Below are 24,687 nucleotides of genomic sequence, written 5' to 3'. Positions count from 1 at the left end.
GAGCAAATTTACTGTATAAATCCAACATAGCGCGCTAAAAGCGGTACCGCGGAGCAAAGTTACTGGATAAATCCAACATAGGGCGCGGTACCGGGGAGTAAAGTTAACGTATAGTCCAATATAGCGCGCTGAAAGTGGCACTGGAGAGCAAAGTTACTGTATAAATCCAACATAGCGCGCTGAAAGCGGCATTGGTGAGCATAGTTACTGGATAAATCCAACATATGGCGCCTGAAGTGTAAGGCATACAGTTTACCGGCTGTATAATTTTTCCTACTAAGTTAAGCGCTTAACTTAGCTGCCTGCAGCTTGACAGCGCGCCAGCTTTCCTGCCAGCATGCCGATTTGGGCTCGGGGACGAATGCCGGCGCGGCAAACATGGACACAAATCGGAAGGGGATGCGAATGAACACGATTCGATTAACGATGGCGCAGGCGCTGCTGAGGTTTTTGGACCAGCAATATGTGTCTGTAGACGGTATGGAGACGAAGTTTGTAAAAGGAATCATGGGCATTTTTGGCCACGGGAACGTAACGGGGCTGGGCGAGGCGCTTGAGAGGAGTGCGGGCAGCCTAACATTCATTCAGGGCAAAAACGAGCAGGGAATGGTGCATGCTGCGGCGGCTTTCGCGAAGCAGCACGGACGCAAGCAGATTTATGCGTGCACGTCATCCATTGGTCCGGGAGCGCTGAACATGGTGACCGCTGCAGCAACGGCAACCGTGAACCGGATTCCGGTGCTGCTGCTGCCAGGCGACAATTTTGCTTGCAGGCAGCCCGATCCCGTGCTGCAGCAGCTCGAGGTGCCTGCAGATTACACCGTATCAGCAGTCGATGCTTTCCGTCCGGTCAGCCGCTATTTCGACCGGATCGTCCGGCCCGAGCAGCTGATAAGCGCCGCGTTTCAGGCGATGCGGGTGCTGACCGATCCGGCGGAGACAGGAGCGGTAACGCTCGCGCTGCCGCAGGACGTGCAGGCGGAGGCGTATGACTATCCGGCGTCGTTCTTCGAGAAGCGGGTGCATATCATCGACAGGCGACCTGCATCAGGTGACGCGGTTCAGCGCGCAGCGGCGCTTATCGCCGGGAAGAGCAGGCCTTTGATCGTAGCGGGCGGAGGCACGCATTATGCGGACGCATCGAAGGAGCTGGCCGCGTTCGCGGAAGCGTTCGGCATTCCGGTAGCGGAGACGCAGGCCGGCAAAAGCATCCTGCCGTGGAACCATCCGCAGAACATGGGCGCCATAGGCGTAACCGGCTCGTTAGCGGCCAACCGCCTCGCGCAGGAGGCTGATGTTATTATCGGCATCGGCACAAGGTATTCGGATTTCACGACCGCGTCGAAATCCGCCTTCGGCCGCGAAGACGTAAAGTTCGTCAACTTGAACGTCAGCGGCTTTGATTCGGCGAAGCTGAACGGCTTGCAGTTGACCGCCGATGCCCGGGAAGGCTTGACGGCGCTGCATCAAGCGCTGGCAGCAGCGAATTACCGGAGCGGCTACGGCAAAACCGAGCTAGCGGAGCTAAAGGCAGACTGGGACAGCGAAGTCGACCGGCTGTACGCGCTGGAGTCGGATGAAGGGCTGACGCAGACGCGCGCGCTTGGCGTCGTCAACGAGACGCTTCTGCCGTCGGATGTTATCGTCTGCGCCGCAGGCAGCCTGCCCGGAGATCTTCACCGGCTGTGGCGCTCCACCGAACCGCGCACTTACCATATGGAATACGGCTTCTCATGTATGGGCTACGAAATAAGCGGAGCGTTCGGCGCGGCATTGGCTGAGCCGGACCGCGACGTCTATGCGATCGTCGGCGACGGCAGCTATCTCATGCTTCATTCCGAGCTGGTAACCAGCCTTCAGGAAAGGAAAAAAATGACGGTGCTGCTGTTCGACAACCACGGCTTCCAATGCATTCATAACCTGCAGCGCGGTCACGGCAGCGACGGCTTCGGCAACGAATTCCGCTACCGCGACTCCGAAAGCGGACGGCTTGCCGGAGACTACATGCAGATGGACTTCGCCGCCCATGCGCAGAGCATGGGGGCGAAGGCTTATAAGGCGAACACGGCTGAGGAGCTGCGTGCCGCGCTGCTGCAAGCCCGCGAGGAAACGGTTACGACGCTAATCGAAATTAAAGTGCTGCCGGGCACGAATACGTCCGGCTATGAATCCTGGTGGCGCGTCGGCGTTCCGGAAGTGTCTGTGAGCGGCAAAGTGACCGACTCCCACCGGGAGATGGCGGAGCAAATCAGCAAGGCAAGAGAGCTTTAAACGCAGCGAACCCAAAAGGAGGAACGGATATGCTGGAGCAATTAACGTTTCAAATTGGCGCCCACCCGATCAATTGGGTCGGGGAGGACGTGCGCGAGCACGGGGCTGACACGACGTACGAAACGATTCTTGACGATATGCAGAAGCTTGGACTCAAGGGAACGGAAATGGGCCGAAAATATCCCAAGGATACGGCGTTGCTAAAGCGTGAGCTGGACTCGCGCGGCATTCAGCTCGTCTCGCAGTGGAAATCGGTGCTGTTCTCCGATTCCGCTTACCGCGAGCAGGAACTGGCCTCCTACAGGGAGCATGCCGCATTTTTGAGCAGCATGGGCAGCAAGGTCATCAGCACGGCGGAAGTGGGAGGCTCCCTCCACTTTGACCCGCGGCGGACGCCGAACGAGAAGGAAGTGCTCCGCCTGGACGAAGAGGGCTGGCAGTCGCTGGCCGAGGGGTTGAACGCTGCGGGCGGCATTGCCGCCGAATACGGGATGAAGCTGACGTATCACCATCACGGCGGCACGGTCGTGGAGCGGCCGGAGGAGATCGACCGGCTGATGGCGCTGACGGATCCGTCGCTCGTGCACCTGCTTTACGATAGCGGCCACGCCTATTACGGCGGCGCAGACCCGCTCGCGGTTCTCCGCAAGCATTTTGACCGGATTGCCTATATTCATCTGAAGGATGTACGCCAGTCCGTGCTGGATGAGGCCCGCGCTGTGCAAGCTGATTTTGTCACCTGTATTCGCAAAGGCGTGTTTACCGTTCCGGGCGACGGCTGCCTTGATTTTGAGCCTATTATTACAGAGCTGCAGGACAAAGGCTACAGCGGCTGGGCGATGCTGGAGGGCGAGCAGGATCCCGCTCTGCATCCTCCTTATGAATACGCCCTTCGCGCATTGAACTATATCGATTCGTTAGTGCCTGTGACCGGGCTGAGAAAGGAGTAGAGCATGAGCAGCATTCGATTTCCAGACCAGAAGACGCTTGATTTTGTGGCGGTTGGCCGCCTGTGCATCGATTTGAACGCAAATGAAATTAACCGCCCGATGGAGGATACGGTTACCTTTACGAAATACGTCGGCGGCTCTCCGGCAAATATATGCATCGGCATGGCGAGGCTAGGTATGCAGACTGGCTTTATCGGCAAAGTGGCGGATGACCAGATGGGCCGTTTTATCGTCCGCTATCTGGAGCAGAATGGCATCGACACCGGCAATGTTGTGACCGACGATACAGGCGCGGTGACGGGGCTTGCTTTTACCGAGATTAAGAGCCCGTCTGATTGCAGCATTCTGATGTACCGGGACAATGTCGCCGATCTGCTGCTGAAGGCAAGCGAGGTGAAGGAGGAGATCGTTGCAGGTACCAAGCTGCTGCTCATTTCCGGCACGGCGCTTGCGCAAAGCCCTTCCCGCGAGGCGGTGTTCCAGTCGCTGGAATATGCGAAACGGCACGGAGCCGTCATCGCTTTCGATCTCGATTACCGTCCCTACACCTGGACCTCTGAGGAGGAAACGGCGGCGTACTACAATCTGGCGGCTGAAAAATGCGACATCCTCATCGGCACGCGCGAGGAGTTCGACATGATGGAGAGGTTCGAGGACAATCCGGGCCATGACGACAATAAAACCGCCTCGAAATGGTTCGATTACAGCGCGCAGATCGTCATTATCAAACATGGCAAAGAGGGATCGATTGCTTATGCCAAGGACGGCTCCAGCCATCGTGCCAAAAGCTTCAAGGCCAATGTCGTTAAGACGTTCGGAGCCGGCGATTCCTATGCGGCGGGCTTCCTGTACGGGCTGATGCAGCAATGGCCGATTGCCAAAAGCATGGAATACGGCAGCGCGGCGGCAGCGATCGTCGTGTCGAGCCACAGCTGCTCCGACGCGATGCCGACGGCAGAGCAGGTTAACGATTTTATCGAGAAGAGCAATGCAGCAAGCCCGAACTGACGAGAGGAGATGGATGAAAGATGGTAAACACAAGCAATGCGCAGACGGTCAACAACTATATCGGCGGCCAGTGGGTCGCATCCGAAGCAGAGGTCAAGGAGCCGGTATTCAACCCCGCGACGGAGGACATTCTGGCCTACGTTCCGCTATCCTCGAAGTCAGAGGTGGATGCTGCCGTTCAAGCGGCCAAGGAAGCCTTCCCTGCTTGGAGCCGGACAGCGGTTCCGAGACGTGCGCGAATTTTGTTCAAATATCAACAGCTGCTAGTCGAGCACTGGGAAGAGCTGGCTAAAATCATTACGAGCGAAAATGGAAAAAGCTACGCGGAAGCGTACGGGGAAGTGCAGCGGGGGATCGAATGCATCGAATTCGCCGCCGGCGCTCCTACGCTGATGATGGGCAAAGTGCTGCCTGACATCGCGACGAACCTGGAGTCGGCGATGTACCGGTATCCGATCGGTGTCGTGGGGGGCATTACGCCGTTCAACTTTCCGATGATGGTGCCGTGCTGGATGTTCCCGCTGGCGATCGCCTGCGGCAACACATTCGTGCTGAAGCCGTCGGAGCGCACTCCGCTGCTCGCTAACCGGCTTGCCGAGCTGTTTGCCGAGGCGGGCCTTCCTGCAGGTGTGCTGAATGTGGTGCACGGTGCGCATGATGTCGTTAACGGCATGCTGGAGCACTCGGACATTAAGGCGATTTCCTTCGTCGGCTCCCAGCCCGTAGCGGAGTATGTCTATACGACCGGCACATCTTATGGCAAAAGAGTTCAGGCTCTCGCCGGCGCCAAAAACCATTCCATCGTCATGCCGGACGCGGACCTGGATGCAGCCGTCCAGCAGATCGTAGGCGCAGCCTTCGGCTCAGCCGGCGAGCGGTGCATGGCATGCGCGGTCGTTGTCGCGGTCGGCGAGGTTGGCGATGCTCTCGTCAGCAAATTAAAGGAAGCGGCCGACGGCATCGCCATCGGCAACGGCATGGATAAAGGAGTCTTCCTCGGTCCGGTCATTCGCGGGCCGCACAAGGAGAGAACGCTGAAATATATCGATATCGGCGAGAAGGAAGGCGCGCTGCTGCTGCGCGATGGACGCAAGGATGCGGCAACGGGCGAACAGGGCTACTTTGTCGGCCCAACGATTTTTGATCAGGTCGAATGCGGGATGAAAATATGGGAGGATGAAATCTTCGCGCCTGTGCTGTCAATCGTACGCGTCAGCACGCTGGACGAAGCGATCGAGCTCGCCAACCGCTCGGAATTCGCGAACGGGGCCTGCTTGTTCACGCAGGACGGCAGCAGCGTCCGCCAATTCCGCGAGACGATTGACGCAGGAATGCTCGGCATTAACTTGGGCGTTCCGGCACCGATGGCGTTTTTCCCTTTCTCCGGCTGGAAAAAATCGTTTTACGGCGATTTGCATGCGAACGGCACCGACGGCGTCGAGTTTTATACGAGAAAGAAAATGGTCACCTCGCGCTGGTAAGCTGCAAGAAAAAATGGTCGCTTTGCGCTGATAATCCGCCGGCGCAAGGCGCGCCTACACATGCAAGGCTGCTTTGCACTACATGTAGAAGGAGCAAGACGATATGGACAAAGTCAGAATTGGCATTATAGGGGCAGGCAGGATCGGTAAAATCCATGCGGAAAATGTGCTGAGGCTTCCGAACGCGGAAGTCGTCGCGATTAGTGATCCTTTCGCGGACGATAACCTGCGCGAGTGGGCTGCCGCCAGAGGCATTGGCATTGTAACGCAGGACAGCGAGGATGTGATGAATAACCCGGCCATTTCAGCAGTATTTATTTGCTCGCCTACCGACACGCATGTCCCGCTCATCAAGCGGGCCGCGGCCGCGGGCAAGCATATCTTTTGCGAGAAGCCGATCAGCATGGATATCGCTCAGACCAAAGAGGCAATTGAGGCGGCGGAGGCGGTCGGGGTGAAGCTGCAGGTCGGCTTCAACCGCCGTTTTGACCATAATTTTCAGCGGGTGCGGGAGCTTGTGCAGTCGGGGCAAATCGGGGATGCGCATCTCGTGAAAATTACGTCGCGCGACCCGGCTCCGCCGGGCAAAGAGTATATCCGTTCGTCGGGCGGCATTTTTATGGACATGATGATCCATGATTTCGATATGGCGCGCTTCCTGTCCGGCAGCGAGGCGGAAGAAGTGCATGCGTACGGCAGCGTGCTGGTGGATCCGGTGTTTGCGGAGTTTGGCGACGTGGATACCGCGATCGTAACCATCCGTTTTGCGAACGGTGCGCTGGGCGTCATCGATAACAGCCGGAAAGCGGTGTACGGCTACGATCAGCGGGTCGAGGTGTTCGGATCGGGCGGCAGTGCTGCGATTTCGAATGATTATCCGAATACGGCGGAGATTCATACGGCAGAGAGCGTCCGCCGCGACAAGCCGCTTCATTTTTTTCTGGAGCGCTATAATGATGCCTACATCCAAGAAACCGTTCAGTTTATCACATGTATTCTTGAAAATAGGGACGTGCCGGTCAGCGGTTATGACGGCTATCAGGCCGAGCTCATGGCGCTTGCGGCCAAGCGGTCGCTTCAGCTGGGGAGACCGGTAAAGCTTGCGGAAGCTTACGAGTTCACGAAGCAAGCGCATGTGAAGGAGGGGATTCAATGAAATCGAAGCTGATTGTGCCCGCATCGGAGCACCCTGCCGCGGACGGCAGCGTGCTGAGCATTACGCCGGAATCGGCAGGGTGGACGTATGTCGGGTTTGAGGCGGTGAAGCTTGAAGCCGGCCAGCTTCTCAGCAGGGAGACAGGGGACAAGGAAGTATGCCTTGTGCTCCTTAGTGGAAAAGCAAGCGTCAAGACGGCGGCATCCTCATGGTCTGAAATTGGCGGACGGATGAGCGTGTTCGAGAAAATCCCCCCGTATTCGGTGTACGTGCCAAACGGAGACCGTTACGAGATTACCGCTTTGACGGAGATTGAGCTGGCGATCTGCTCGGCTCCAGGCCGGGGCGGGCATGAAGCGCGGCTTATTGCGCCGGCGCAGGTGGGCGTAGAATTGCGCGGCAGCGGCAGCATGGAGCGGCTCGTGCACAATATTTTGCCGGAGCGGGAGCCAGCGGACAGCTTGCTTGTCGTCGAGGTATTCACGCCGGAAGGCAACTGGTCCAGCTATCCGCCGCATAAGCATGACCGCGATGCGCTGCCGGACGAATCGCTGCTGGAGGAAACGTACTATTTTCGCGTGCAGCCTGAGCAGGGCTTTGCCATTCAACGCGTATATACGGATGACCGTTCGCTTGATGAGACGCTGACGGTGAAGGACGGCCAGGCGGTGTTGGTGCCGAAAGGCTACCATCCGGTGTCGGCCCCTGCTGGCTATGAGGTTTATTACTTGAATGTGATGGCAGGACCGGTTCGGACATGGAAGTTTTATAATGATCCTGAGCATGAGTGGATGTTGAAGAAATAGGTTACCTGATGCAGAGCTTCGACTATGCGATTGTGATTGCAAATTTTGCCTTTCTCCAAGCATAATAGAGGGTAGGACGACTTGAGTGAGTGAGGAATGCGCATGAAAGCGACAATTTACGATGTAGCCCGGGAAGCGGGCGTATCCATAGCGACGGTATCCAAGGTAATCAATGCCAAAGGGAAAATAAGCCAGGAAAGACGCGAAGAAATATTCGCGATTATGGAGAGGCTTCATTATCAGCCCAGCGTCATCGCCTCCGCCTTGACCGGAAAGCATACCTTCACGTTAGGCCTGCTTATTCCGGACATTGCGAACCCTTTTTTCGGGGAAGTGGCGAGAGCGGTTGAGGACAGGGGCCATCAGCTTGGCTACAGCGTTATTATTTGCAGCACGGACAATAAGGATGAACGGATCGAACAATATATATCGGTGCTCAAGCAGAAGCGGGTAGACGGCATTATAATCGGTACGGGCATGGAAAATACGGATATATTGCGTGATTTGGGCGAATCAATGCCCGTTGTGATCATTGGCCGCGAGGTATCTGCCGTCTCCGTTCATACCGTTGTGGCGGATGATTGGCAAGGCGGCCGGTCGGCGGCGGAGCATCTGCTGCTGCTCGGCCATCGCCGCATGGCTGTGTTGTCCGAGAGCTTGACGGTCAGCAGCAGCCGCGAAAGGCTTCATGGCTTTAAGCAGAGGCTTGGGGAAGAAGGCGTTATGATGTCTGAGCGCCATGTGCGGCCGTGCAAGCAACGGATGGAGGACGGAAAACGGGAAGCTGCCGCATTGCTTCAGGGCAGCGACCGGCCGACCGCTATTTTTTGTTGCAATGATCTGCTTGCCGTCGGCGCGCTCCAAGCGGCCAAGGAGGCGGGGATACGGGTTCCCTCCGAGCTGTCGGTTGTCAGCTTCGATAACACGATTCTGGCTTCGGTTACCGATCCGCCGCTTACATCGATCGCCCAGCCGATGGAGCAATTGGGCGCCTCCGCCGTCGATTTGCTGCTGGAGCAGTTTGCGCAGGAGGCTCCGACCGTTAAACATCGCATCGCTCTGAGAACGGAGCTTATCGTGCGGGAATCCACGGCCTGCGTCAATCTGGCATATCCTATAGATAATTAACCATTAGAAGAAAACGTCTTCATTGCTCGCCGGAGTGAATGGAGACGTTCTTTCTTTTGCAATAATCATCGCATTGCTTTATATCTCTTTGTATGCTACAATTACTTTCTAAGCAAATACTACCTTTAATTCACATATTGAAAAGGGTGATCATTTGTATAATGGTACCTTTTTCAATGTGTGATTTTTAGTTTTATTACGAAAAAAAACATGTTAAATAAATTATTGGAGGCTACACAAAATGGAAAAAGGCACAGTTAAATGGTTTAACGCAGAAAAAGGATTCGGTTTTATCGAGGTTGAAGGCGGAAACGACGTATTCGTACATTTCTCCGCGATCCAAGGCGACGGCTTCAAATCGCTTGACGAAGGTCAACAAGTTGAATTCACGGTTACTCAAGGCAACCGCGGACCACAAGCTGAGAACGTAGTAAAACTGTAATAACCGCAAAAAATCCCTTAACTTACGTTAAGGGATTTTTTTTTGTCGTCTGATAAGGCAGCCGAACGTCAAAAGTTTCACGCTCCCGGCTGCTTAATCGGTCAAAACGTCAACGAAATGCCAGGAAGATTGCGCCGAGGAACGTTTGAACGTGAACCGGTATTTCCCGTTTTGCCGGGAATGCCCTTTTCTCTCAAGGGAAACGGGAAGCTCCACTTCTGCCGTCAAGGCATCCCCGTATTCCTTATCCGACAAACGGCTCCCCCGCTTTCGTTTCGGAGGCAGCTCCTCTCGGATGGAGCTGAGCGATTCCATTTCTGCCTCGAAGGAAGCCAGCTTCTCCTCCGATAATCCAATGGCCAACTGCCGCAGCAAACCGGTTTCTTTGTGGTTCATGACGGCGACAAAGGTTTTCGCAAGATAAGCAGGGGATAAGCCGGAGAAATAAGCAGGCAAATTCCCTGCAGCCTTATGCACCATGACCTGATGAGCGAGATCGGGGACATTCGATTTATGCGTGCTGCTTAGGTAAAAGTGAATACAGGAATGGCCGGAAAAGCCGTTCTCAGGTATGCCGTCGCCTCCATGAGGCATGCCGTTCATGGAAGCAGCGATCCATTCCCCGCCGGCTTGAACGAGAACGGCCTTTCGGTTCCAGCTCCATTTATCGTTGTAAATTTGCTTCATAATCCGCGTATCTTCCTTCGTCACCGGCTGTACGTCCGCATGGTCGCTGCCCGCTCGCCGTTGAACCCGGAACGAGAAGCCGCTCTCGATATCCGTCACGGTAAAAATGCTCTTATTCGGAAGCAGCTGCTTGGCATCGTTCCATGCGATCAGCTTGCCGTAATGCTGGTTCCTCAGCGCGGTTGCGCAGCGGATCAGAAGGGCGGCGGCTTGATCAGACAATACGATCCGCTCCTCACTCGATTCTTTCCATAAATGGCCATTCTGCTCTAGCCGGAAATGCGTTCCGCTTCCGGTGTCACCCACCGTTTGCGTAATTGTCAGCTCAACATCCTGCAGTACGTTCGCGGACGGAGCTTTTTCCGTCTTCGCATTGCTAAGCGCTCGCGTCAGCACTTTGCTCTTGAAGGCCAGCTCGCTGACGAAATCCGCTGTGTTGCTGGCATGAACAGTCATCAAGACAAAGGCATGATCGATTTTTTTTCCCGCAGCCACAGCAGGCTCCTGAATGACAAGCATGCTGAATAACGCCGCCGCGGCTGCAGCGGCAAGCCATTTTGCAAATAGACTTTTCATTTCTGATCCCTCCGCATGAAAAATTCGCTCTCTCCAGTATTTTTAAATCGGCCTGGAAATATGCAGGAAATGGATGGGGATTTGTCACGGCCTCCGACATTAGTATACGTCAAAGCTTGTGTATGACAGTATCGGTTTTAATCCATACTAAGTCGGTTACTTTTGGATCAGGAGCTGACAGAACATGGGATGGGACTGGCTTTTAGCCCTGCTTTTATTGATGCAGCCTGCAGAGCGGCCGGAAATGCTGACTATTGAGCAGCAGGGGCAAATGATCGCCGAATTTAGGAATCAGGAATATGTTCATCCCCTTCCCGGGGTGCCGCTCGTGGACGACGATAAATTAGACAAGCTGATGGACAGCGTGGACAAAAAAACCGAGCGAAAGCCGGTGAATGCGGCACTTGACGGAGCCGGCAGAATTATACCGGAGAAGACGGGAATCAGGCTGAACCGCCTAACTTTTAAGCGGCAGCTGTATGAGTATATTTATGAAGGGGATACATACACGCTGGAGGTTCCCTTGATCACGACTTTTCCGAAGGTCGACAGCGAAATTTTGTCTACGATTAAGGCGAGACGCATCGGGCTATACGTAACCTATTACAACAGCCGCAATAAAAATCGATCTTCGAACATTGGTCTTGCTGCGAAAGCCATTAACAATTATGTCGTGTTTCCCGGCGAGAATTTCTCGTTCAACCAGGTAGTCGGCAAGCGCACAAAGGATAAAGGATATTTGAGGGCGCCAGTCATCGTGCGGGGAGAGGTCTATGAAGACGTCGGCGGAGGCATCTGCCAAATTTCATCCACGCTTTTTAACGCGGTCGACCGCGCAGGGCTGAGAATCGTCGAACGTTACTCCCACAGCCGCAACGTGCCGTATGTACCGCCAGGCCGTGATGCGACGGTCAGCTGGTACGGTCCTGATTTTGTGTTTCAAAATAATTACAGCCAGCCGATTCTTGTCAGGGCGTATGCAAGCAACGGACAGGTCAGTGTCGTACTCTGCTCTTCAGAGCTCATCGACGTGAAGAAACGCGAAGTGCCGAGCGCTTCGAAGAAGCTGCCGGAGGAGATCAGGCTCGATATGAACGTAAATGGCATGAAGCCATAGCGTATTTTGGAAATAAGCCGGTTCGCCTGCTCCAACGAGCTGACGTGCCGGCTTATTTTTGCCATGAAGAAGTCGAAATAACGCTAAGCTGCTACAATACGATTGACAAACCTATGCGTTTCACATAAAGTAAAGCTATGTAAACGTTTACGTGGAGGCTTGCGCAGGACGATTTACAAAATTAGAATGACAAGCATAGGTGTGAGAATATGAACGATAGCAAAAATATAAGCATCAAAGACGTAGCGAAGCATGCCAATGTATCTACGGCTACCGTATCGCATGTAATCAACGGCACCCGCTTCGTGTCTGAGGAAACGAAGCGGAAGGTACACCAGGCGATGGATGATTTGAATTACCGGATCAATTCCGTCGCGCGTTCGCTAAGAAGCCGCAAGTCGCATGTCATTGCGTTTTTGGCTCCGATCCTGGCCTCGGAAACGTCGAATTACTTTTTTATGTCGGTTGCGGCGGGTATACAGAGCGTTCTGAAGCAGCATCAATACCATCTCGTGTTAAGTGATTCGCATGAGGAGGAACAATTCGAATCAAATGAAATCCGGATGCTCGGCTCCCAAATGATTGACGGGCTCATTATGGCACCGGCGAGCAGAGAACTTGATTATGAGCGTTTGTTCGGTGATTATCCCGTTGTTTATCTGGATCGGGTGCCTAACAACAGCTACAGGGACTTCGTCGTCGTCGACAACAAAACCGTTTCGAAGGAAGCCGTGCAAATGCTGATCGGCAACGGCCATAAGCGAATAGCCTATATTTCCGGGCCGCATACGTTAACTACGACGGAAGAGAGGCATGCAGGCTATCTCGAAGCCTTATCGGAAGCCGGTTTAGCGGCTGATTCAGAGCTTATCAGCATCGGGGAGGTCTCGCTGAACAGCGGCTACAAAATAACGGAGTCCCTGCTTAAGCAGCAGCCTACTGCTATTTTCGTTACGGATAATGTGATGGCCATGGGCGTCATGTTTTATCTGCAAGAGAAGAAGATCAGCGTTCCCGAGCAAATCGCGGTCATTGCGTATGATGAGTTTCAGTGGACACGCATCACGTCTCCGCCGCTGACGGTCATCGAGCAGCCGGCCTTTGAGCTCGGCGTGAAAGCGGCGGAGGTTATGCTGGAGCGGATCGATGATCCGGAGGCTCCAATGCAGGAGCATCGGTTAACGGCAAATCTGATAGTCAGGCATTCGAGCTGACTATTCTTTTTTTTTGCTTGCTACGTAAACGTTTAAATAAACAATTGAGCCGGAACAACCGGTGAACAAAGGACAAAAAAATAACCTTGACGATCATTAATGAAAGCGCTTATAATAAAGGCAAACGATTACGTAAACGTTTTTCTGAGGATTTAAAGAAAACTAATCGTTTGCAAAATTTATTCTCCATGGTTTTCATAAGGTTTACGTAAACGATTGCGCAAGAGCGGAAGGCGGGATGGAAGATGAAGACAGCAAAGCCTGGGCTTCTTCAACAAGAGAAGGATAGTACGAAGATTACGCAAAGCAATAGGACTTGGGTGCAAGTCAAACAAAACTACGAGCTGTACCTGTTCTTGCTGCCCGCGGTGCTAATTTATCTGGTTTTTAAGTATTACCCGATGTATGGCGTACAGATTGCCTTTAAGGATTTCCGGGCAAGCAAAGGGATTTGGGGAAGCGAGTGGGTAGGCTTCGAGCATTTTATCCGGTTTTTCGAGGCGTACAATTTTTGGCCGATCATGGAAAATACGATTTTGCTAAGCTTGTATTCCTTGGCGCTGGGCTTTCCGATCCCGATTCTAGTTGCTCTCATGCTTAATCAAATGATGGCGAAGCGATATAAGAAATTCGTGCAAACGGTCATTTACGCGCCGCATTTTATTTCGACCGTCGTTCTAGTTGGGATGCTTGGCGTCTTCTTATCTCCAAACAGCGGAATTGTGAATCACGTCATTACGTTTTTCGGCGGCGAACCGGTTATGTTCATGGCTGACGAAGGATGGTTTCGCCCCCTGTATGTCCTTTCGGGGATTTGGCAGGAAACGGGCTTTGCGACCATCATCTATTTGGCGGCATTAGCCGGCGTCAATCCCGAGCTTCACGAAGCGGCCGTTATGGACGGCGCCAGCAAATGGAAGCGCGTCAGACATGTGGACGTTCCGGGCATTATGCCGACGATTATTATTCTGATGGTGCTGGCACTCGGCAATGTGATGAGCGTCGGCTTCGAGAAGGCTTATCTGATGCAAACGGATTTGAACTACGCCGCATCCAATATCATTCCGACTTATGTCTATGAGCTGGGGATTCAGAAGGCGCAGTACAGCTTCTCGGCCGCGATCGGTTTGTTCAATGCCATTATTAATGTAGTGCTGCTAGTTACCGTGAACCGTGCAGCCAAGAAGCTGACGGAAACGAGCTTGTGGTAAGGAGGGAACAGACAATGAACATGCTGCTGAAACGCAAAACAAAGGGCGATCTGCTGTTTGATACCATGAATTACACGCTGCTGACGATTGGAATGCTGCTTATTTTGTATCCGCTTTATTTTGTACTGATCGCTTCCTTTAGCGATCCCAACCGGATTTACTCCGGCGAAATTTGGCTGCTGCCAAAAGGGCTGACCCTTGACGGGTATGAACGTATCTTCGCCGATTCAGCCATCTGGATCGGATACGGAAATTCGCTGCTCTATGCTGTCGTTGGGACGGCAATCAGCGTGGTGATTACGTTAATGGCCGCCTATCCGTTATCCCGCAAGGATTTGGTCGGCCGCAGCTTATTTATGTGGTTCTTCATGTTCACCATGTTTTTCGGCGGGGGGCTTATTCCGACCTACCTGCTCATCAAGGATTTGAACATGATTAATACGATATGGGCGCTCGTCGTCCCAGGCGCCGCAGGCGTGTTCAATATTATTATTGTGCGTACCTTCTTCCAGAGCTCGATTCCCGATGAAATGCGGGAGGCTGCTTTTATAGACGGCTGCTCGAACACGAGATTTTTTCTAGGCATGGTGCTTCCGCTCTCGAAGCCGATCATTGCGGTGATGGTGCTTTACCATGTTGTCGGTTTTTGGAACGGCTTCTTCGATGCCATGATTTATCTTAATGAGGAAACGAAATATCCGCTTCAGCTGGTGCTGCGGAACATTCTCGTTCAGAACCAGGTCAACTCCAGCATGATGATTGACGTGGAGTCCTACGCCGCTAAGCTCCGGGTAACGGAGTTGATCAAATACGGCGTTATTATTATCGCAAGCCTGCCGCTGCTTATCCTCTATCCGTTCCTGCAGCGTTATTTTGTCAAAGGGGTTATGATCGGCTCCATCAAAGGCTAGTGACGGCGACAGCCGTATCCGATTTGATTATCGCCGGGCTTCGTAATACCGCGGACCGGACCCGGTTGATGATAGATAAATAGATTGCCTATATTAAGGGAGGATCACTAAAATGAAGAAGACAGCGTCAATCGGGGTAAGCGTTTTATTGACGGCAAGCCTGCTGCTATCCGCCTGTGCGGACAACAAAAGTAATCAAGCTGCAAATAACGGGGGCAAGACAAACGGCAGCCAGACGACGGAAGAGACTAGCTTTAATAAGGATGGGCTTCCGATCGTCAATGAGAAAATCACACTTTCAATCGTTTCGCCGAAAGCGGCGCTTGCGCCGGAGTATAATGAAATGGAAATTTTCAAACGGCTCGAGAACGATACGAATGTTCATATTGAATGGAATAATATCCCGGATACCGATTATGTGGAAAAGAAAAACCTGCTGCTGGCCAGCGGCGACCTCCCGGATGCGTTTTACGCTTCGCAATTTTCCGATTATGAATTGATTACTTACGGAGAAGACGGAACGATCATTCCTCTGGAGGATTTGATCGAGCAATATGCTCCGAATTTGAAGAAGCTGCTGGAAGAAAGGCCGGATATCAAAGCGGCAATCACGGCGCCTAACGGTCATATCTACGGCCTGCCGACTTGGGAGGAGAACGAGCTTGGCACAAATCCGTTCTTCCATGTTATTAATACGCAGTGGCTCGACAAGCTGGGCTTGAAGTTCCCGGAAACGCTTGACGAGTATACGGAGGCGCTTGTCGCTTTCAAAACGCAGGATCCGAACGGCAACGGCAAAGCCGACGAAATTCCGCTTAGCTTCATGCATATGCAGTGGTGTATGGATATTGCAGGCCTGTTCGGCGCCTTCGGCTTACCGGATAACCTGGAGCACCGCATCGTAAGAGACGGCAAAGTAATCTTCACGGCTACGCAACCGGAATATAAAGAGGCATTGAAATATTTTAACGAGAAATGGTACAAACAAGGCTTAATTGATCCCGAATCCTTTACGCAGGATGCGCCGCAATACTTGGCCAAAGGAAAAACGGCTGAACCGACGCTCGGCTCCTACGTATGGTGGGAAATCGAAGAGGTCGTGGGTACGGAGCAAGCGAAAAACTATGCGCTCGTTCCTCCGCTCACAGGACCGACAGGCAAGAAAACGATTGGCAGAGGCAACGGCGGCGGCCCGGGCAGAAACGCATTCGTCATAACGAAGGAAAACGAAAATCCGGAAGTCACGATGCGCTGGATCGATCAGCAGTATGAGCCGTACATGGCTGCGCAAATTCACTGGGGCCCGATTGGCGTTATTTATGAGAAGGATGCGAACGGCAAGCTTGTGAACCTTCCTCTTGAGGAAGGCGTATCGATGGGGGAATTCCGTCAGAAGGTCGCACCGAACGGTGCGGGCGTCATTACGAGCGAGCATTTCAAAACCATTGTAGACATGGAGCCGCGCGCGCAGCAGCGGAAGAAGGATTTGGAGCAATATTACGAGCCGTTCATGGAGAAAGAAAACTATCCGACGATCTTCTTCCTGCCGGAGGAGCTGGATACGATCAACCAAATTGAGCCGGAGCTTATCAAATTCGTCAATACGCAAAGAGCGAAATTCATCGTTGACGGCATGGATGACAAAGCGTGGGACAGCTATGTGAAGACAGTAGAAGATATGGGCCTCAGCGAGCTGATGGAACTATACCAAACCGCGCTTGACCGTTATAAGGAAGCGCAAAAATAAAAAAAGAGAGAGCAATGCCGATAGGAGGAGAGAGAATCATATGAAACCTATTTACGGTCACCCGCTGCGTCCGCAGTTTCATTTTACACCCGAAGCCAATTGGCTGAACGATCCGAACGGGATGGTGTTTTACGAGGGAGAGTATCATTTGTTTTACCAGCATCATCCGGATAGCACCGTGTGGGGTCCGATGCATTGGGGCCATGCGGTTAGCAAGGATCTTGTGCATTGGGAGCATCTTCCGATTGCTTTATACCCGGATCATAACGGTACGGTTTTTTCGGGAAGCGCGGTCGTGGATGCTGAAGATACGAGCGGCTTTTTCGATGGAAAAGCAGGACTGGTCGCGATTTACACGCAAACGGAGATGATTCCGGGCACAGACCTGTCCAAGCAGCGGCAGAGCATTGCTTATAGCAAGGATAATGGACGCACTTGGCATCCCTATGCGGATAATCCTGTGCTTGCAGACGAGCGGTTCGCGGATTTCCGCGATCCGAAGGTGTTTTGGCATGAAGGCACGAAGCGCTGGATTATGGTGCTGGCGGCGGGAGACCGGCTTTGCCTGTACCATTCAGCGGATTTGAAAGAATGGACGTTTGCCAGTGAATTCGGGGCGCAAGAAGGTTCGCATGACGGCGTATGGGAATGCCCGGATTTGTTCGCTTTGCCGATTGAGGGCAAGGACGGTCTTGCGAAGTGGGTAATGCTCGTGAGCATCGGTGATGAGGCGAATTGCCCTGAAGGGTCGAGAACGCAATATTTTATCGGTGAGTTTGACGGGATGACGTTCATGAACGACAATTCGCCGGAGACGGTGCTGTGGATGGATCACGGCCGCGATAACTACGCCGGGGTGACATGGTCGGATGCAGGCGACCGGCTGCTTATCGGCTGGATGAATAATTGGAAATACGCGAATTTGATTCCGACGGATGAGTGGCGCGGCGCGATGACAATTCCTCGGAGGCTTAAGCTCCGCGATTTCGAGGGTCAAGTGAAGCTTATACAGGAAGCGCCTGAGGAGCTGCGTAAGCTGCGGCAAGAGGTTGTCGAATGGCAGGATGAACGGATATCGGCGGACGACAATCTGCTCGACGGATATAAAGGCGAGCTATTCGAGATAGAGGCTGAATTTGAGCTGGATACGGCTGTCGAATTCGGCTTTAGGTTAAGAGTCGGCGAAAGCTGCGAGACGATAGTAGGCTATGACGCCGCGGCCGGCCAATTGTTTATCGATCGAACGAAATCGGGGATATTAGACTTTCATCCACAGTTCGGCTGCAGACACGGCGAGCCGCTGGGGCCCGTAAACGGCACGGTTAAGCTGCACATATGGGTGGATCGTTCTTCCGTTGAAATTTTCGCTGATGAAGGCGGCCTTGTCATGACCGATCAGCTGTTCCCGCATGCGGGCAGCGACGGGATCGAGCTTTTTGCAAAGGGCGGAGAAGTATGGCTTCGATCGCTGAAGCTGTATCCGTTGAAATCGATTTACGCGGCAAGGGTGACTGAGACGGTAGGAAAATAACGATTGCCCGAGCGGGAGGAATGGTGTTCATGGATAATAATAACCGGAATAAGCCGACAGGTACCGGTCTAGTTGCTCATTGGCCGCTGGATGAAGGCAGTGGCCGCACGGCTATGGATGTCGTTAGCGGCCAAGCGGACGAGATCTCTTACGCTCTGCTTGATGCCAGATTTACGGAGGCGATTGATCCGGGTTGGCGTTTCGGGATGAATGGCGGTTCACTGCTGTTTGACGGTTATTCGACTTGGATTACCCGTAAGGCCGGCGCTTCGCCAAGGCTAGGGGAGGCTTTTACGGTCTCCGCCTGGGTCGCGCCTCGTTCGTATGAATGGGGAGCGGAGCAAAGGCTCTCCGCGATTGTGAATCAGCATGACAGGGAAGCAAGAGAAGGATTTATTTTTGGCATTTATCGGCATGGCTCATGGTCGCTCCAGCTCGGACTGGGCGGTGAGTGGCATGAGCTCTGGTGTCATGATCGGCCGCTTGCGAAGCAGAAGTGGTCCCATGTTGCCGCAACGTTCGATAAGGACCAGGCGGGCATGAAGCTGTTCCTGAACGGGGAGCAGGTTGCCGAACTGGCAACGCCGGCGAATACGGCAATGACGCCGTGCGCTTCCGACCTGCTGATCGGGAAAAATAATCAAGCGGCGGTGCTTGCGGAAGCGTTCCGCCATAATATGTTCGACGGGCTGATGGACGAGGTGCGGATCTATGACCGCGCATTGTCTACGGCTGAAATCGCGGCCTATTATGAAGCGGAGCTGCTGCCGCATGAAGGGGACATTCCCGCAATCGCTGAGGCCGATATTCGGCTGGACCGGGCGCCGCTCCTGAAGGACCGGCATCGTCCGCAGTATCATGCGAGCCCGCCCGTTCATTGGATGAACGAACCGCATGCGCCGATCTATTTTAACGGGAAATATCATTTGTTCTATCAGCATAATCCTCAAGGTCCTTATTGGGCGCAAATTCATTGGGGCCACTGGGTAAGCGAGGATATGGTGCATTGGCGCGATCTGCCGATTGCGCTTGCGCCCGAGAAGGGGGCCGTCGATCCCGATGGGGCATGGTCTGGCAGCGCTGCCTATGATGAAAACGGCATCCCGGCTTTATTCTTTACGGCAGGTGATGACAGCGCATCGCCGAATCAAAGGGTGGGACTGGCCCGCAGCAGCTTCTTGGAGGACGGCGACAGCGATTTGGTGCGATGGAAGAAGCATCAGGAGCCTTTGATCGTGCAGGAGAAGGGGCAGGGCATGTTCGGCGACTTCCGCGATCCGTTCGTATGGAAGGAAGGAGAACTATGGTATTTGCTGATCGGTTCGGGCACGGATGGACAAGGCGGAACGGCGCTTGCTTATACGTCGGGCAACATGATCGATTGGGAATATAAGGGCCCCTTTTATGTCGCTGATCCCGATGCGTATCCGTATCTCGGCAACATGTGGGAGCTGCCGGTTCTTCTGCCTCTCGGCAAGGACGGCGCTGGTGAGGAGAAGCATGTATTCTTGATCAGTCCGCTCGGCCCGGGAGCCGATGTCGAGGTATTCTATTGGATTGGCGCATTCGACTGTGATGCCTTTCGTTTCGTTCCCGATCATGATGAGCCTCAGCTCATTGACGTCGGCGATTTTCATTTTACCGGACCGAGCGGAATGGTTGATCCAAGGACGGGCCGCAATATCGTATTCACGATCGCGCAGGGCGAGCGGACGCCGCAGCTGGATTATGATTCCGGTTGGGCACACAATGCCGGCTTGCCTGTGCAATTGTTATTGCGGGAAGACGGGCGCCTCGGCGTTGAACCGATCGAGGAGCTGAAGTCGCTGCGCGGCGAGCTGCTCTGTTCGCTTCGAGATAAGACGTTGGCGGAGGCAAACGGGCTGCTTGCGAACGTGCAGGGCGATATGCTGGAGATTCAGGTCGAGTTTGCGGCGGGAGCGGAAGCCGGTACCGGCACAGTCACAGACACCTCGCGTATGGGGCTTAAGGTCAGACGTTCACCTGCAAGCGAAGAGGAGACGTTCCTTTATTATGATCCTCATTCCTCCGAATTCGGTGTTGATCGCTTGAAGGCCACATCTGCTCCGGAGGAACGTATCGGCGGGGTGCAAAGCGGCAAGCTGGAGCTGAGAGGAGAAGCGCTAAGGCTGCGGGTTTACTTGGACCGCTCTATGGTCGAGGCCTACGCGAATGGGCTGAAAAGCTTGACGACAAGAGTGTATCCGGGCCGATTGGATGCGCTTGGCTTGCAGCTTTATGGCGACGAGGACCAGCGGATTAAGTCATTGGACATATGGGAAATGAAATCGATATACTGGTAAATCGGAATCGGAACATTTGGTCCGATCGACATTGATCCGGCAAGCGCAACGTATGGCTGTGTGACGACTACCCCGAAGCCGGGCTGGTCCGGCTTTCCATTTCTCGAAACGCTGAAGCGGGAATTATCTCCGAAACGGGTTATTTTGGGCGGGGGCGTCATGCATCAGAAACAGCTGCTTCCGATGGTTCGGGCCGAGGTGGAGAGAAATCTTAACGGCTATGTCAGCGCGGAGGCGCTTCTTAACGGAATAGACGAATACATCGTTTCACCTGGGCTTGGCGATAATGCAGGCTTATGCGGCTCGCTTGCGCTTGGTTTGGCGGCTTTGGAACGGGCCAGATGAATGGATAGCATTCCATATTGATCATAATAAAAAACAAAGCGGCAGTCCGGGACATGAAAATAAGGTCCAAGGCTGCCGCTTTTACAACGTTTTATTTTGATTTTTTCTTTGCTGCCGATCTTCCTTGCTTTTTCGGGTCATTCGAAGGCCGCTCGACATGTTGCGACCCGTTGGGTTTGATTGGATTACTCCCCATGCTCACTACTCCTTTCCTGTGGCTTCTGTTAGTTATTTGCCATTAGGTAAGAAACTATAACTTATCTGTATAGGTTGACAGCACCTTGCATAATGGCGATGATGGAGAGAGATATGAGTTGAAAAATAAGCAAATGGAAATAGGTTTGTTCACATATAGATTATATAGATAGATCACACATAGACGAAGGAGCTGACAGCGATGAAATTAGTGGTGGAGCAGCCGGCGGCGCGCTGGTATAAGTCGGAGATGGGGCTTGCGGACGGGGATGCCATTCGAATATTTGTGCGTTTGGGCGGCTGCGGCAGTGTGCATCCGGGTCTTTCGCTCGGTGTGATCAAGGATGCTCCGAGGAGAATCGGGATTAGCGAAATCGTAGAAGGCGTCACGTATTATATAGAGGAAGACAATCTGTGGTATTTGGACAATAAGACGCTGCGAATTTCGTTCGACGAGAAGTATGAAGAGATTAAGATGGCTGTTGAGTGAAGAGAAACCTTCTCGTAAATAATCTACAAGGCTGTCCGTTTGGTCTAGACACAGAGACCTTGCGCGATCAGCCTCTTTTTGTTGAATGACTAAGTTGGTTCAGCCATAGCCAGCAGCTTATCTACGATAGCCCAGTTGCAGCACCTCACGATGTTGAATGATAGGTTAAGTGTACATGAAAGCCCGCAATCAGGGAAATAGCTATGCATGAATCCCAAGTTTATAAATAGATCAAGCCCATTTTGGCAATAATGGTGTAGTTTGGCGAATGCCGAGAGGCTATATGATGTTAGGGAGGTCAGCACGATGAAATGGGAGCTGGGATCCTGCTTACTTGACCAGCGTTTAGTCGACTGTGGTATGTCGAGGCTGGAGCTTGCGGCCGCGCTGCTTGTTAAGCCGGAGCGGATTAACGATTATATTGAAAATACGCGGGTTATGCCCCTCAAGGTAGCCATATCCATCGCCGACACGGTAAAATGTGATGTACGGGACCTTTATGAACTGCGGTCCTCATCAAGTACATCATTTTGAAACGCGGGAGTGACGAGGATGAAGCTGACCGAAGAACAAGTGGAAGAGAAGCTCGCCGCCTTGGATGGCTGGAAGCGGGAGGATGGCAAGTGGATCGTGAAAAAATACCGGTTCCGCGCGTTTTTGGACGGCATAGCATTCGTGAATCGGGTGGCGGAAGCTTCCGAACAGCTGAATCATCACCCCTTTATCGCCATCGATTACAAGATGGTAACGCTGCGCATGACGACATGGAAGGATGGCGGCTTGACCGAGCTTGATTTTAAAGCTGCTGCACAATTTGACCGTGTATATAAAAATGATTAAATACGCAAGCTTTAATGGAGAAAAACCTCCATTTGCAGCTAATGCCTGCAGGTGGAGGTTTTCATATCGTTTTTGTCTGTTAAAAGACCGTTACCTTATTGTTTCGCTTTGGAGCTGTCTTCTTGGCTTAGCTCTTCGAGCGACTTCACTTTGCCATGCGGCTGCTGCGTATGCTTGCGCAGATGCCAAGCGTTTTCGCGACGGTTTTTGGACGATGTCATAGCTGCTTCACCCTCCCTTCCTCCTGTAGGGTGGCATATTGCCGTCTATCTCATACGGAGGAGAAAAGGAATTCGCCGCTTAAGCTTCATACGCCCGAGTAAGCTAAAAATCCGCCGTCCACGGGAATCGTCGTTCCGGTTACGAAGCCTGCTGTCGTGTCGTCGGCGAGCCACAGCAGGGCACCGAGCAGATCCTCCGGCTTGCCGAACCGCCGCATCGGCGTGTGGGAAATGATTTTGCCCGAGCGCTCGGTCAAGCTGCCGTCCTCGTTCGTGAGCAGCTTACGGTTCTGGTCCGTTAAGAAAAAGCCAGGAGCAATCGCATTAACCCGGATGCCCGACTCCGCCAGATGAACCGCCAGCCATTGCGTGAAGTTGACGATGGCAGCCTTCGCCGCGCTGTAAGCCGGAACCTTCGTCATGGGCGAAGGGGCGCTCATGGACGAAATATTAATAATGACCGCGCCTGTCCGCCCAAGCATCTGCTCCGCGAATATTTGCGTCGGGATTAGCGTTCCGACGAAGTTCAGATCCATGACGCTGCGGAAGCCGTCCACGCTTAGGCTGAACAGCGTCGTTATGTTGTCCGCATTCAAATGCTCAGGCTTAAAGGTTTCGTTCGTCGTATTCGCGCTCGGGTGATTGCCGCCTGCGCCATTGATTAAGATATCGCAAGCACCCAGCTGCTCGAGCACGGCAGCGCCTGCCGCCCGAGTGCTTTCGACGCTTGTTACGTCGCAAGCGACCGCAATTGCGGTACCGCCTGCGGCGCGAATCTCCTCCGCAACCGCTTCACCTTTCTCAACCGTTCGATTTAGAATCGCGATCTTAGCGCCTTGACGAGCCAGCTCGAACGCCATGACGCGGCATAACACGCCGGCGCCGCCGGTGACGACCGCTATTTTGCCGGCAAGCGATTCATGAATGGGAAGTTGTATCATACGCCGCTCACCTTCTTCTCTGCTTCAAGCTCATAAGCATCCCAAAGTCCCCATAAATACATGATGCCAAGTGCGCGGTCATATAAGCCGTAGCCCGGTCTGCATTTCTCATCCCAAATATGGCGGCCGTGATCCGGCCGGGCATAGCCTGTAAACCCGATCTCGTGATACGCGCGAACGATGCCGGCAATATCAACGGAGCCGTCTTGCGTGCGATGCGACGTTTCTATGAAATCGCCGTTGTCATATACGCGAACGTTGCGGATGTGCGCGAACGGAATGCGATCGCCGAATTCATGAATCATCGCTACAATATCATTGTCCGGATTTGCGCCCAGCGAGCCGCTGCACAGCGTAATTCCGTTGTAAGGGCTGTCATAAAGCTGCAAAAATTTGCGGAATTTTTCCTGACAGGTCATGATGCGAGGTAAGCCGAACACGGACCAAGGCGGATCATCCGGGTGAATCGCCATACGAATGCCGCTGCGTTCAGCCACCGGAATGATTTCGTTCAGAAAATAACGCAGGTTTTCCCACAAATGCTCCTCCGTCACGCCTTGATAAGCTTCGAACAATCGGGTCAAATGCTGCAGCCGCTCCGGCTCCCAGCCCGGCATCGTCAACGCGGAATTCGCATTAATTTCCTTCACCAATTGGAAAGGGTCCGCATTTGCGATTCGGCTATTTTCATAAAATAACGCGGTAGCGCCATCGCCCATCGGTTTATGCAAGTCGGTGCGCAGCCAGTCGAAGATCGGCATGAAGTTGTAGCAAATGACCTTTACGCCAACGCTTCCAAGCTTCTCGATCGTCTTTTTGTAATTCTCAATATATAGGTCACGAGACGGAAGGCCGAGCTTGATATCCTCATGCACGTTAACGCTTTCAACAACATCGATGTGCAAGCCGGCACGTTCTGCCTGCTCCTTTACTTCCAAAATACGATCCAGCGGCCATTCCTCGCCAGCCGCAATGTCATGCAGCGACCAAACGATGCCGTCGGTTGCCGGAATTTGCTTAATATAGCTGAGAGGAACCGTATCATTTCCTTCTCCGAACCATCTGAACGTCATTTTCATGAAACACACGCCTCCT

The 24,687-nt window shown here is 53.2% G+C and carries 22 protein-coding genes and 1 pseudogene; 19 read left to right on the top strand and 4 right to left on the bottom strand.

What is annotated here, in order from left to right:
• Positions 1–405: 405 nt before the first annotated feature.
• The 8 genes from iolD to L1N85_RS14880 all read left to right on the top strand — a co-directional run bounded on the left by iolD (position 406) and on the right by L1N85_RS14880 (position 9,242).
• Complete coding sequence (gene iolD / locus L1N85_RS14915) at positions 406–2,271, top strand: 3D-(3,5/4)-trihydroxycyclohexane-1,2-dione acylhydrolase (decyclizing) (RefSeq protein ID WP_235239883.1); 1,866 nt, start codon at positions 406–408, stop codon at positions 2,269–2,271.
• Positions 2,272–2,300: 29 nt separating this feature from the next.
• Entirely contained in the window at positions 2,301–3,221 is a 921-nt protein-coding gene (gene iolE / locus L1N85_RS14910; RefSeq protein ID WP_407946433.1) for a myo-inosose-2 dehydratase, read from the top strand.
• A gap of 3 nt (positions 3,222–3,224) precedes the next feature.
• Complete coding sequence (gene iolC / locus L1N85_RS14905; RefSeq protein ID WP_235239852.1) at positions 3,225–4,229, top strand: 5-dehydro-2-deoxygluconokinase; 1,005 nt, start codon at positions 3,225–3,227, stop codon at positions 4,227–4,229.
• Between the two features lie 20 nt (positions 4,230–4,249).
• Positions 4,250–5,710, top strand: coding sequence for a CoA-acylating methylmalonate-semialdehyde dehydrogenase (locus tag L1N85_RS14900; protein ID WP_235239850.1), 1,461 nt, complete (start codon positions 4,250–4,252; stop codon positions 5,708–5,710).
• Between the two features lie 103 nt (positions 5,711–5,813).
• Entirely contained in the window at positions 5,814–6,866 is a 1,053-nt protein-coding gene (gene iolG / locus L1N85_RS14895; protein ID WP_235239848.1) for an inositol 2-dehydrogenase, read from the top strand.
• Entirely contained in the window at positions 6,863–7,672 is an 810-nt protein-coding gene (gene iolB / locus L1N85_RS14890) for a 5-deoxy-glucuronate isomerase (protein WP_235239846.1), read from the top strand. Before iolG ends, iolB begins: the two co-directional genes overlap by 4 nt.
• A 102-nt stretch (positions 7,673–7,774) precedes the next feature.
• Entirely contained in the window at positions 7,775–8,800 is a 1,026-nt protein-coding gene (locus L1N85_RS14885; RefSeq protein ID WP_235239844.1) for a LacI family DNA-binding transcriptional regulator, read from the top strand.
• Between the two features lie 241 nt (positions 8,801–9,041).
• Positions 9,042–9,242, top strand: coding sequence for a cold-shock protein (locus L1N85_RS14880; protein WP_235239842.1), 201 nt, complete (start codon positions 9,042–9,044; stop codon positions 9,240–9,242).
• A 93-nt stretch (positions 9,243–9,335) separates the two neighbouring features.
• On the opposite strand, the gene L1N85_RS14875 is transcribed toward L1N85_RS14880, so the two are convergent.
• Positions 9,336–10,505 (bottom strand): hypothetical protein, encoded by a 1,170-nt coding sequence (locus tag L1N85_RS14875; RefSeq protein WP_235239840.1) that lies wholly within the window; start codon positions 10,503–10,505, stop codon positions 9,336–9,338.
• 184 nt (positions 10,506–10,689) lie between these two features.
• On the opposite strand from L1N85_RS14875, the gene L1N85_RS14870 reads away from it, so the two are divergent.
• The 11 genes and pseudogenes from L1N85_RS14870 to L1N85_RS14820 all read left to right on the top strand — a co-directional run bounded on the left by L1N85_RS14870 (position 10,690) and on the right by L1N85_RS14820 (position 22,430).
• The gene (locus tag L1N85_RS14870) at positions 10,690–11,622 is read left to right on the top strand and encodes a VanW family protein (RefSeq protein WP_235239838.1); all 933 of its coding nucleotides are present in this window, start codon (positions 10,690–10,692) and stop codon (positions 11,620–11,622) included.
• Between the two features lie 209 nt (positions 11,623–11,831).
• Complete coding sequence (locus tag L1N85_RS14865) at positions 11,832–12,836, top strand: LacI family DNA-binding transcriptional regulator (protein WP_235239836.1); 1,005 nt, start codon at positions 11,832–11,834, stop codon at positions 12,834–12,836.
• Positions 12,837–13,081: 245 nt separating this feature from the next.
• A complete protein-coding gene (locus L1N85_RS14860) occupies positions 13,082–14,047 on the top strand; it encodes an ABC transporter permease (RefSeq protein WP_235239834.1) in 966 nt (321 codons plus the stop codon).
• 14 nt (positions 14,048–14,061) lie between these two features.
• A complete protein-coding gene (locus L1N85_RS14855; protein WP_235239832.1) occupies positions 14,062–14,958 on the top strand; it encodes a carbohydrate ABC transporter permease in 897 nt (298 codons plus the stop codon).
• A 112-nt stretch (positions 14,959–15,070) separates the two neighbouring features.
• Positions 15,071–16,705: an ABC transporter substrate-binding protein gene (locus L1N85_RS14850; RefSeq protein ID WP_235239830.1), complete on the top strand. Its 1,635-nt coding sequence runs from the start codon at positions 15,071–15,073 to the stop codon at positions 16,703–16,705.
• A gap of 40 nt (positions 16,706–16,745) precedes the next feature.
• Complete coding sequence (locus L1N85_RS14845) at positions 16,746–18,236, top strand: glycoside hydrolase family 32 protein (RefSeq protein WP_235239828.1); 1,491 nt, start codon at positions 16,746–16,748, stop codon at positions 18,234–18,236.
• A gap of 29 nt (positions 18,237–18,265) precedes the next feature.
• Positions 18,266–20,560 (top strand): GH32 C-terminal domain-containing protein, encoded by a 2,295-nt coding sequence (locus L1N85_RS14840; RefSeq protein WP_235239826.1) that lies wholly within the window; start codon positions 18,266–18,268, stop codon positions 20,558–20,560.
• Between the two features lie 123 nt (positions 20,561–20,683).
• A pseudogene (locus L1N85_RS28175) lies at positions 20,684–20,905 on the top strand (ROK family protein); the annotation flags it as partial.
• Between the two features lie 397 nt (positions 20,906–21,302).
• Complete coding sequence (locus L1N85_RS14830; RefSeq protein WP_235239824.1) at positions 21,303–21,590, top strand: HesB/YadR/YfhF family protein; 288 nt, start codon at positions 21,303–21,305, stop codon at positions 21,588–21,590.
• Positions 21,591–21,896: 306 nt separating this feature from the next.
• A complete protein-coding gene (locus L1N85_RS14825; protein ID WP_235239822.1) occupies positions 21,897–22,124 on the top strand; it encodes a helix-turn-helix domain-containing protein in 228 nt (75 codons plus the stop codon).
• 18 nt (positions 22,125–22,142) lie between these two features.
• The gene (locus tag L1N85_RS14820) at positions 22,143–22,430 is read left to right on the top strand and encodes a 4a-hydroxytetrahydrobiopterin dehydratase (RefSeq protein WP_235239820.1); all 288 of its coding nucleotides are present in this window, start codon (positions 22,143–22,145) and stop codon (positions 22,428–22,430) included.
• 95 nt (positions 22,431–22,525) lie between these two features.
• Here L1N85_RS14820 and L1N85_RS14815 read toward each other — a convergent pair whose 3' ends face one another.
• From L1N85_RS14815 to uxuA, 3 genes are all read right to left on the bottom strand, one after another.
• Positions 22,526–22,651: a DUF6254 family protein gene (locus L1N85_RS14815; RefSeq protein WP_235239818.1), complete on the bottom strand. Its 126-nt coding sequence runs from the start codon at positions 22,649–22,651 to the stop codon at positions 22,526–22,528.
• Positions 22,652–22,737: 86 nt separating this feature from the next.
• Positions 22,738–23,592 (bottom strand): SDR family oxidoreductase, encoded by an 855-nt coding sequence (locus tag L1N85_RS14810; RefSeq protein ID WP_235239816.1) that lies wholly within the window; start codon positions 23,590–23,592, stop codon positions 22,738–22,740.
• Positions 23,589–24,671: a mannonate dehydratase gene (uxuA, locus tag L1N85_RS14805; protein ID WP_235239814.1), complete on the bottom strand. Its 1,083-nt coding sequence runs from the start codon at positions 24,669–24,671 to the stop codon at positions 23,589–23,591. Before uxuA ends, L1N85_RS14810 begins: the two co-directional genes overlap by 4 nt.
• Positions 24,672–24,687: the final 16 nt, after the last annotated feature.

The sequence above is a fragment of the Paenibacillus alkaliterrae genome (assembly GCF_021532375.1).
Lineage (GTDB): Bacteria > Bacillota > Bacilli > Paenibacillales > Paenibacillaceae > Pristimantibacillus > Pristimantibacillus alkaliterrae.
This window is presented reverse-complemented; position numbering and strand designations above follow the sequence as displayed.

Excerpts from the sequence above, each read along its gene's own strand:
- L1N85_RS14850 (WP_235239830.1), top strand. The coding sequence starts at position 15,071 with ATGAAGAAGACAGCGTCAATCGGGGTAAGCGTTTTATTGACGGCAAGC.
- L1N85_RS14870 (WP_235239838.1), top strand. The coding sequence starts at position 10,690 with ATGGGATGGGACTGGCTTTTAGCCCTGCTTTTATTGATGCAGCCTGCA.
- iolG (WP_235239848.1), top strand. The coding sequence starts at position 5,814 with ATGGACAAAGTCAGAATTGGCATTATAGGGGCAGGCAGGATCGGTAAA.
- L1N85_RS14900 (WP_235239850.1), top strand. The coding sequence starts at position 4,250 with ATGGTAAACACAAGCAATGCGCAGACGGTCAACAACTATATCGGCGGC.
- L1N85_RS14825 (WP_235239822.1), top strand. The coding sequence starts at position 21,897 with ATGAAATGGGAGCTGGGATCCTGCTTACTTGACCAGCGTTTAGTCGAC.
- L1N85_RS14815 (WP_235239818.1), bottom strand. The coding sequence starts at position 22,651 with ATGACATCGTCCAAAAACCGTCGCGAAAACGCTTGGCATCTGCGCAAG.
- L1N85_RS14875 (WP_235239840.1), bottom strand. The coding sequence starts at position 10,505 with ATGAAAAGTCTATTTGCAAAATGGCTTGCCGCTGCAGCCGCGGCGGCG.
- uxuA (WP_235239814.1), bottom strand. The coding sequence starts at position 24,671 with ATGAAAATGACGTTCAGATGGTTCGGAGAAGGAAATGATACGGTTCCT.
- L1N85_RS14830 (WP_235239824.1), top strand. The coding sequence starts at position 21,303 with ATGAAATTAGTGGTGGAGCAGCCGGCGGCGCGCTGGTATAAGTCGGAG.
- L1N85_RS14855 (WP_235239832.1), top strand. The coding sequence starts at position 14,062 with ATGAACATGCTGCTGAAACGCAAAACAAAGGGCGATCTGCTGTTTGAT.
- iolE (WP_407946433.1), top strand. The coding sequence starts at position 2,301 with ATGCTGGAGCAATTAACGTTTCAAATTGGCGCCCACCCGATCAATTGG.
- L1N85_RS14820 (WP_235239820.1), top strand. The coding sequence starts at position 22,143 with ATGAAGCTGACCGAAGAACAAGTGGAAGAGAAGCTCGCCGCCTTGGAT.
- L1N85_RS14845 (WP_235239828.1), top strand. The coding sequence starts at position 16,746 with ATGAAACCTATTTACGGTCACCCGCTGCGTCCGCAGTTTCATTTTACA.
- L1N85_RS14810 (WP_235239816.1), bottom strand. The coding sequence starts at position 23,592 with ATGATACAACTTCCCATTCATGAATCGCTTGCCGGCAAAATAGCGGTC.
- L1N85_RS14860 (WP_235239834.1), top strand. The coding sequence starts at position 13,082 with ATGAAGACAGCAAAGCCTGGGCTTCTTCAACAAGAGAAGGATAGTACG.
- L1N85_RS14885 (WP_235239844.1), top strand. The coding sequence starts at position 7,775 with ATGAAAGCGACAATTTACGATGTAGCCCGGGAAGCGGGCGTATCCATA.
- L1N85_RS14880 (WP_235239842.1), top strand. The coding sequence starts at position 9,042 with ATGGAAAAAGGCACAGTTAAATGGTTTAACGCAGAAAAAGGATTCGGT.
- iolB (WP_235239846.1), top strand. The coding sequence starts at position 6,863 with ATGAAATCGAAGCTGATTGTGCCCGCATCGGAGCACCCTGCCGCGGAC.
- iolD (WP_235239883.1), top strand. The coding sequence starts at position 406 with ATGAACACGATTCGATTAACGATGGCGCAGGCGCTGCTGAGGTTTTTG.
- iolC (WP_235239852.1), top strand. The coding sequence starts at position 3,225 with ATGAGCAGCATTCGATTTCCAGACCAGAAGACGCTTGATTTTGTGGCG.
- L1N85_RS14840 (WP_235239826.1), top strand. The coding sequence starts at position 18,266 with ATGGATAATAATAACCGGAATAAGCCGACAGGTACCGGTCTAGTTGCT.
- L1N85_RS14865 (WP_235239836.1), top strand. The coding sequence starts at position 11,832 with ATGAACGATAGCAAAAATATAAGCATCAAAGACGTAGCGAAGCATGCC.